The following is an 8,066-nucleotide window of genomic DNA, read 5'->3' as shown; positions in this document are numbered from 1 at the left end:
GGAGAGTTAGTCCCATTCTTCAAGGATGCATTTGACTACTGCATCGATTCCGATGAACAGTCGTGGCAATCGGAAAATGTGACGAGGTGCGAAGAAGGCTTCTATCTTCCGAGCGGGGAGTTCAAGACCTTTGATGTAATCAAAGTACCGTTATATCACGGAGACCGCAGCCGAAAAGGACTCGTTATCATCGGTAGGGATATATCCCAGCAGAAAATGGCGGAAGAAATGCTTTTAAGGAAAGAGAAACTTTCCGTGGTAGGTGAACTTGCTGCAGGTATTGCCCATGAAATAAGGAATCCGCTCACTAGCATCAAAGGATTCATTCAACTGCTTAAAGAAAATGAACATGTATCTGAAAGTTATTTATCGGTCATGTCCACCGAGATGGACCGCATCAATCAAATCGTCGGGGAAATGCTCGTCCTCTCCAAGCCGCAAATGCGGGAATTCAAGCCGTTTGACATGAGGGATGTTCTTGATTACACCACTAAAGTGATGGGGCACGAAGGCCTCTTAAAGGGAATCACCATACATGAAAATCGTCCTGACATTCCTATGATGGTATGCGGAGACAAAAACCAGATCATTCAAGTTCTGATTAATATCGTAAAGAACGCGATTGATGCCATGACTGAAGGAGATATCACGATTGACTGTATAACAGACGAAAAGCATGTGAAGATATCCGTGGTGGACCAGGGTGCAGGCATTCCGCCAGAACGCCTGAAACGCCTCGGTGAACCATTCTTTACCTTGAAAGAAAAAGGAATGGGCCTCGGCCTTACAATCAGCCAGAAAATCCTCGAGGATCATAAAGGCAGCCTGCATATTGAATCGGAAGTCAATAAAGGAACAAACGTCCAAATCACTCTTCCTCAATATGTTGAAAATGAATGATGAAAAAGACCTGGACATTGAGATGTTCGGGTCTTTTTTCACTGCAAATAAGGCTTATTAATCGCTGATTTTCATAACACCTGGGGAAGCTGACCACCACCCTTGCAGCATAGATAAAAGACTCCTCCAGCAAACTGTCAAATTAAAAACCAGGTCCCAAAAGGAACCTGGCAGTATCAATTAAAATATCATATGCGCAATGGCAACAATGATCAACAACGTCAAGAATGTACGCTGTAAGAAGATAATCACAAGATCCTTGAAGTCGACCGGGATCTTTGAACCCAGCAATAACCCACCGACTTCAGACATGTAGATCAGCTGTGTGACAGATAGGGAAGCGATCACGAATTTAGTCATTTCACTTTCAATTCCTGATCCGAAGATCGCCGGCAGGAACATGTCGGCAAAACCGACAAGGATGGATTTAGAGGCTTCAGCCGCTTCAGGAACTTGCAGAAGCTCTAATAATGGGATGAGCGGCATACCGACCCATTCGAAAAACGGCGTATTTTCCGCGATGATCAGTGCCGTTGTTCCGATCGCCATAACGATCGGCGCCACTCCCATCCACATATCAATAACGTTTTTCATTCCATCCGCAAAAAATTTAGTTGCACTGTTGTTACGCTTCGCCTGATCAAGAGCTGACTTATACCCATAGCCGAAACGGGTATAGCCCTCAGGAATGATTTCCATCGTGTCCTTTCCTTCCTGATCGTTATAATACGTATCAGGCTTTCGGGATAAAGGAGGGATACGAGGAAGGATAATCGCTGCAATCAGACCGGAAGCAGCTACTGTTAAATAAAACGGAATGAAATAATCTCCTAAGCCTACCTCTGAAATGACGACTAAGCTGAATGTAATGGATACTACCGAGAAAGTCGTTCCAATGATGGCTGCTTCCCTTTTCGTGTAGTATCCTTCTTCATATTGTTTGTTTGTCAGTAAAACCCCGATTGTCCCGTCTCCAAGCCATGAGGCAAGGCAGTCGATGGATGAACGGCCAGGTAAGCCGAAAAGGGGTCTCATGACCTTCGTAAGCAGCGCTCCGAATAATTCCAGTAATCCAAAGTTCAATAATAAAGGAAGGAATAACCCTGCAAATAAGAATACGGAAAACAGAATAGTCAGAAGGCCTTCAGAATTCAGAAGCAGCCCTCCGGTAGCATCTGACCAGACCCATTCAGGTCCGAGCTTGAATAAGGTCATAATGGCATAAACGGCACCTAAAACCCTTACTGCTACCCAAACTGGCGTTACGTTGAAAAGATTATGGAAAAATGGCGATTTTTTAATCAAGTCAGGTTGAGCAGCTTTTGTGATAAACGTCCCGATGACTGTTATTGTAATCAACCCGGTCATGATTGCGGGTACTAACGTCCCGATATTATCTTGAAGCCACCCGGATAAAATGGCAATAGGTATGGTAATTCCGTCTTCCTTGGGAATAGGAATGATAAATAGGAAAATCCCTATTAAAGAAGGTATTAGAAATCGTAAATGACTGACTAGCGAATATCGTTGCTGATTCATATTTTCACCTCTGATGTTATTGTACTCAAGATGCAACATTATTCATTTTAATGTATACATATGAGTTTGTCTACTTGAAATTATTACTCGTGATCAAGTAATCGCTTCATTTTATGCTTGTTAGTTCTTTTATATGCCAATTCAAAATATACCCTGTGTGAAATCTGGATAAACCAATAGTTAAACAGGGGATCCAATTATACAGGGGCAGGCTTTGCCATGGCGGGCCTGCCAGTTCTCTTCTTATCTATAAAAATAGTAATCCGAGCGAAATGACGATCCCGCTGATGACCAGGATAAATACACAGTAGCCCATGATGTCTTTCGCCTTCAATCCGGCGATTGCGAGGGCCGGCAATGCCCAGAACGGCTGTATCAGGTTTGTCCATGCGTCTCCCCAGGCGACTGCCATCGCTGTTTTTGCAACAGAAGCATCCAGTGTTTGGGCAGCATCGAGCATGATCGGGGCTTGTACAGCCCACTGTCCTCCGCCGGACGGTACAAAGAAATTAACAATTCCTGCGCTGATGAATGCGAAGAAGTAGAATGTCACATCATTCGAAATGGACACGAAAGCCTCAGACATTACGACAGCAAGTCCGGAAGCAGTCATCATCCCCATAATACCTGCGTAGAAAGGGAACTGGATGACGATTCCGCTTGCCCCTTTGATCGCCTCCTGGACGGCAGCCAGAAAACGTTTCGGTGTGCCGTGGAAAATGATCCCGAGAAATAGGAACAAGAAGTTAACAATATCCAAATTGAGCGCAAAGCCATTGTTCACAAAATAATAACCAAGGAAAATCACACCGAGAATACCGATGATCATAGACAGCACCATGCTGTTCTCCATTTTTTCAGCAGGAGTCAGAGCCCCTTCTTCAATTCCCGCTGCGGTTTCATTAAATAATGCGGGATCGACTGTGACCGTTTCATCTTTAGATGGCATCAGCAATCTGGCCGTAATCGGCAGAACAACGAATAATACGGCTGTGATAATGAGGTTAAATGGTGCGAAAATCGTTTCACCAGTGGAAATGACACCGATCAAATCCTGGAACGGATGACCTTCCGTTGCGATCGATAACGGGATCGATCCTGAAAAGCCTGCATGCCAGACGACGAACCCGGAATATGCGCTCGCAATGAGCAAGCGGTAATCCACCCCTTTCACCCGCTTAGCGAGCTCTTTTGCAAACAGTGCACCGATAACCAGACCGAATCCCCAGTTGATCCAGCTGGCAATCATGGAAACGACCGTCACGATAACAATTGCGGAACCAGGTGACTTTGCGAATGACGCAAGGAAGCCCAGGAAACGTTTGAAAATCGGGCTGCTTGCCAGTACATACCCTGTCACGAGCACCAGTACCATCTGCATGGAAAATGCGAGGAGTCCCCAGAAGCCTTCTCCCCAGAACTGGACCATTTGAATGCTTGTACTATCTGTAAAGATCAGGCCAAACCCGAACACAACAAGGGTTAAGATGACCACAAACAGAAACGGATCAGGCAGGTATCTCTGCATGATCTTGTTTGATAATGAAATTAGTGCTTTCAACATATTTCCTCCCCTTTGTCTTCACTATCTATAAAACCATCCCATTTCTATTCTTCTATAATGTTATAAGAAAACCCTTTCAAAATTAAAAATTTTCTTGTAATTTGTCGGATAGCATATTTGAGGCGGAGGTCCTGATGAACGTTTTATTCAGTAAATCTGCATAATATTATCCGATTTATAACATTGAAAAATAGCCCAGTCTCTCTTAAGTAGAGATTCTGGGCCATTTTTTCCTGTTTGGATTATTTCTTTTTGGTTTTTGGCTTTCGTTTTATTTCCTTCCTCAAGAGGGAGTAAAGGGTAAAGCACATGAGCAGCAGAATCACCGTGAATGGCAGAGCTGATACAAGCGATGCGGTTTGCAAACCTTCGAGTCCGCTGGATAGGAGAAGGACCGCAGCGATAGCTGCGATCAGCACGCCCCAGACGATTTTAACGAGCATCGGAGGATTCAGGCTTCCTTCTGTCGTCATGCTGCTCAGGATGTACGTGGCCGAATCGGCTGACGTGATCAGGAAGGTGAATATGAGAATGATCGAGAGTACATTTAAGAGCATCGTAAATGGGAGCTCTGCATACGTCGTGAACAATGCCTTGGTCACATCCTGGTTAACGGATTCAGCGATCGACGTGCCCCCGAATAAGTCAAAATGCAGGGCGGTTCCGCCAAAGACAGCGATCCACAATAAAGCGATCAGTGGCGGGATGACCAGGACACCGATGATGAATTCCCGGATGGTCCGTCCTCGCGAAACCCTGGCGACGAACGCACCGACGAATGGAGACCAGGCGATTGCCCATGCCCAATAGAAGATCGTCCAGTCCTGCACCCAAGATCCGCCTTGGTAAGGGGTGAGGCGCAAGCTGTAACGTATAAAGTTGGTTATATAATCACCGATGCCCAATGTGAACGTATTGAGAATGAAAACGGTAGGACCTGCAATAAAGACAAAGACCATGAGCAGAAGAGCCAGTGACAGGTTTAGATTGCTCAGCCATTTGATCCCTTTGTCGAGCCCTGTAGTTGATGACGTTAAATAAAGGATCAACAGTACCAGTACGATCAGCAGCTGGCTGAGGGTGCTGTCCTCCATCCCGAATACTGTATTTAAGCCTCCATTGATCTGAAGGATCCCCAGACCCAGTGAAGTGGCAACTCCCATGACGGTGGCGATTACAGCCAGAATATCAATCATATTTTTAATCCCTTTGGCTTTTTTGCGCCGGCCGAACATTGGAGAAAGCGATGTGGAAATCAAACCATTTTCCCCTTTTCTAAACTGGAAATAGGCAATGATCAGGCCAACGATCGTAAAGACGGACCATTGGCTGACTCCCCAGTGGAAAAAGGAATAAGCCATGGACAGCCGTGCCGCTTCTTCCGTCAATGCTTCAGTTGAAGGGTAGGGTGTTTCATAGAAATGGCTCATCGGTTCGGCAATCCCCCAGAATACAAGTCCTATTCCGAACCCTGCAGAGAAAAGCATCCCGATCCACGTAAAAAATGGATACTCAGGTCGTTCATCATCCCGCCCGAGACGGAGTTTCCCATATTTGCTGATAGCAAGAGCCAACAGGAATACAACAAAAATAAGTACAGATAATAAGTAAAACCATCCGAATGCATATGTAGTGAAACCGAAGGCTGCATTTGCCCCTTTGGCAAACAATTTAGGAAATACTGCTCCAAAAACGACTAAAATGGATATGACGGATGCTGAAATCCAAAATACTTTGTTCAATGTACGATTCTCCAAATGAAGAATCCCTCCTTTGTTTTTGTACCTATATACCTATTATTCTCATACCCCAACCTCACTCAAATCATGTATGAACATTCAAATAACCTGCATAAATGCTGGAGAATTACATAAATGGAAGTGTTCTGATACAATGACTAAATAACAAAAGCACAAAGAGCAAAAGCTATAAAACAGAAAATAAAAACCACATTAGAAAACTACAGAAATGAAGGTGACGAATTATGATTACAAGCATTACAACCGATATGGATGGAACATTGTTAAATGAACAGCAGGAAATCAGTGAAGCAAATAAACAGGCGATTCTTGACGCACAGCGGCAGGGGATTGAAGTCATCGTTGCAACGGGGCGATCTTATGAAGAAGCACGATACGTCCTGCAGGATGCAGGCATTTCCTGCGATATCATCTGTGTAAATGGTGCTGAGGTACGCAGCAAGGAAGGGAAAATCAATTACCAGGCGGGCATTCATTCTTCCCAAGCGAAAGAAATTGCAGCAGCCTTGAATGATACCGGTATTTATTTCGAAGTCTATACAGACAAAGGGACGTATACCGAAAACTATGAGATGGGCATTGAGCTGATCGTGGATATTTTTACAACAGCAAACCCAGGGGTGACGGAAGCGCAAGTAAGGCAATCAGCCCGTGAACGTTTTGAAAAAGGTCATATAAAACTCGTGGAAGACTATGGGACATTATTTAACGACGAATCACAGCTCGTCTATAAATTCCTCGTTTTCTCTTTTGATGAGGATCAGCTGAATGCAGCAGGTGAAAAGTTGAAGAAGATAGAGAGGATTGCTGTCAGCTCATCAGGTAAAGAGAATCTGGAAGTCAACAGCATCGACGCCCAGAAAGGTGTCGCATTGCAGAAAGTATTGAAGGATAAAGGACTTTCTCCCAAAGGGGCAATGGCGATGGGGGATAACCTGAATGACCTGTCGATGATGAAAATAGCCGAAAGACCGGTCGCAATGGGGAATGCACTTCAAGAAGTGAAGGAATTCTGTGCATACCAAACAGCCATGAACCGTGAAGACGGAGTGGCCAAAGCAATCAGGGAGGTTCTTCGATCTCCTGTGAAATAGATTGAACTCTTAGGGATTTGTCTATACTGATTAAAAAATGATAAGGGAGCCAGTGAAAAATGAGAATTCGTTTCTTAAAAAGAAGAATGATTTTTACCATCGGACTTCTGCTCATTTTGGCATCATGCGGGTCAGGACAACAAGAGGAAGAAAGCAGGTCAGTCAGCAAGCGCGGGACCGAACATAAAGTATTGGCCGAAAACCTTTCCATTCCATGGTCGATTGTAAAGAATGGAGAGGATTTCTATCTCACAGAACGGACCGGGGGAATGGTTGAAATAAGGGAAGGCAAGCAGTCAAAGGTGAAGGTGAATCTATCCGAGCCCCTTGCCAGTCAGCCGGAAGCAGGCTTCATGGGTCTGGTTCTTCACCCGGAATTTAATGAAAATAAACAGGCATTTGCTTACTATACCTATAATGATGAGGACGGGACGCCTTATAACAGGGTGGTTGTGATCGAAAGGTCAATGGATGCCTGGGATGAAAAAGAGGTGCTCCTTGATAAGATCCCGAGCGGGGCACAGTATCACCACGGGGGACGGCTGAAAATCGGACCGGACGGAAAGCTGTATATCACCACCGGAGATGCCACCCGGGAGGAAAAAGCACAGGAACTGGGCTTCTTGGGAGGTAAGATTCTCCGCTTGAACCTGGACGGCAGCATTCCTGACGACAATCCGTTCGGTGACTCTCCTGTCTATTCGTATGGGCACCGCAACCCGCAAGGTCTTGCCTGGAGTGCGGCTGGAAAATTGTACGGGACAGAGCACGGTCCGAACGGCTATGACGAAGTAAACTTCCTTCAGGCCGGGAAGAATTATGGATGGCCGGTCATTACTGGGAATGAAACCGAAGAAGGGATGATATCCCCGCTCACCCATTCAGGGGAACCCTCCTGGGCACCATCGGGAGCAGACTTTTGGAAGGGAAAGCTGGTATTTTCCGCGCTTGCAGGGAATAGTGTCAAACTCTTTGATCCGGATACGAATGAGGTTGTGGATGCGATCGAAGGGTTCGGAAGGATCAGGGACGTGCTCGTTGAAGGGGATACTCTTTATTTTGTAACGAATAATACCGACGGCCGCGGAATCCCAAAAGAGAATGATGATAAACTTTATGAAGTGGATTTGAATTCTCTTGCGTTTGAAGAATAGCGTGTAAAAAGCCTTCTCCGGTGATGAATACTGGAGGAGGCTTTTTTAGGGGGAA

The 8,066-nt window shown here is 45.3% G+C and carries 6 protein-coding genes; 3 read left to right on the top strand and 3 right to left on the bottom strand.

All coding sequences use genetic code 11. From position 1 onward, the window contains the following. The coding region (locus HP456_RS02315) for an ATP-binding protein (RefSeq protein WP_172248406.1) at positions 1-900 on the top strand (900 nt) is incomplete at its 5' end. A gap of 180 nt (positions 901-1,080) precedes the next feature. Here the strand turns inward: HP456_RS02315 and HP456_RS02310 are convergent. The 3 genes from HP456_RS02310 to HP456_RS02300 form a co-directional block, all read right to left on the bottom strand. Then, complete coding sequence (locus HP456_RS02310; RefSeq protein WP_172248405.1) at positions 1,081-2,439, bottom strand: YjiH family protein; 1,359 nt, start codon at positions 2,437-2,439, stop codon at positions 1,081-1,083. A 247-nt stretch (positions 2,440-2,686) separates the two neighbouring features. After that, entirely contained in the window at positions 2,687-4,003 is a 1,317-nt protein-coding gene (locus HP456_RS02305) for a short-chain fatty acid transporter (RefSeq protein WP_172248404.1), read from the bottom strand. A gap of 242 nt (positions 4,004-4,245) precedes the next feature. After that, on the bottom strand, positions 4,246-5,760 hold the full coding sequence (locus HP456_RS02300) for a BCCT family transporter (protein ID WP_172248403.1): 1,515 nt from the start codon (positions 5,758-5,760) through the stop codon (positions 4,246-4,248). Between the two features lie 227 nt (positions 5,761-5,987). Between HP456_RS02300 and HP456_RS02295 the strand changes: the two genes are divergently transcribed. Continuing rightward, on the top strand, positions 5,988-6,857 hold the full coding sequence (locus HP456_RS02295) for an HAD family hydrolase (protein WP_172248402.1): 870 nt from the start codon (positions 5,988-5,990) through the stop codon (positions 6,855-6,857). Positions 6,858-6,916: 59 nt separating this feature from the next. Continuing rightward, on the top strand, positions 6,917-8,011 hold the full coding sequence (locus HP456_RS02290) for a PQQ-dependent sugar dehydrogenase (protein WP_172248401.1): 1,095 nt from the start codon (positions 6,917-6,919) through the stop codon (positions 8,009-8,011). The last annotated feature ends 55 nt before the right edge of the window (positions 8,012-8,066 follow it).

Source organism: Bacillus haikouensis, assembly GCF_013179555.1.
Taxonomy (GTDB): domain Bacteria; phylum Bacillota; class Bacilli; order Bacillales; family Bacillaceae_B; genus Rossellomorea; species Rossellomorea haikouensis_A.
This window is presented reverse-complemented; position numbering and strand designations above follow the sequence as displayed.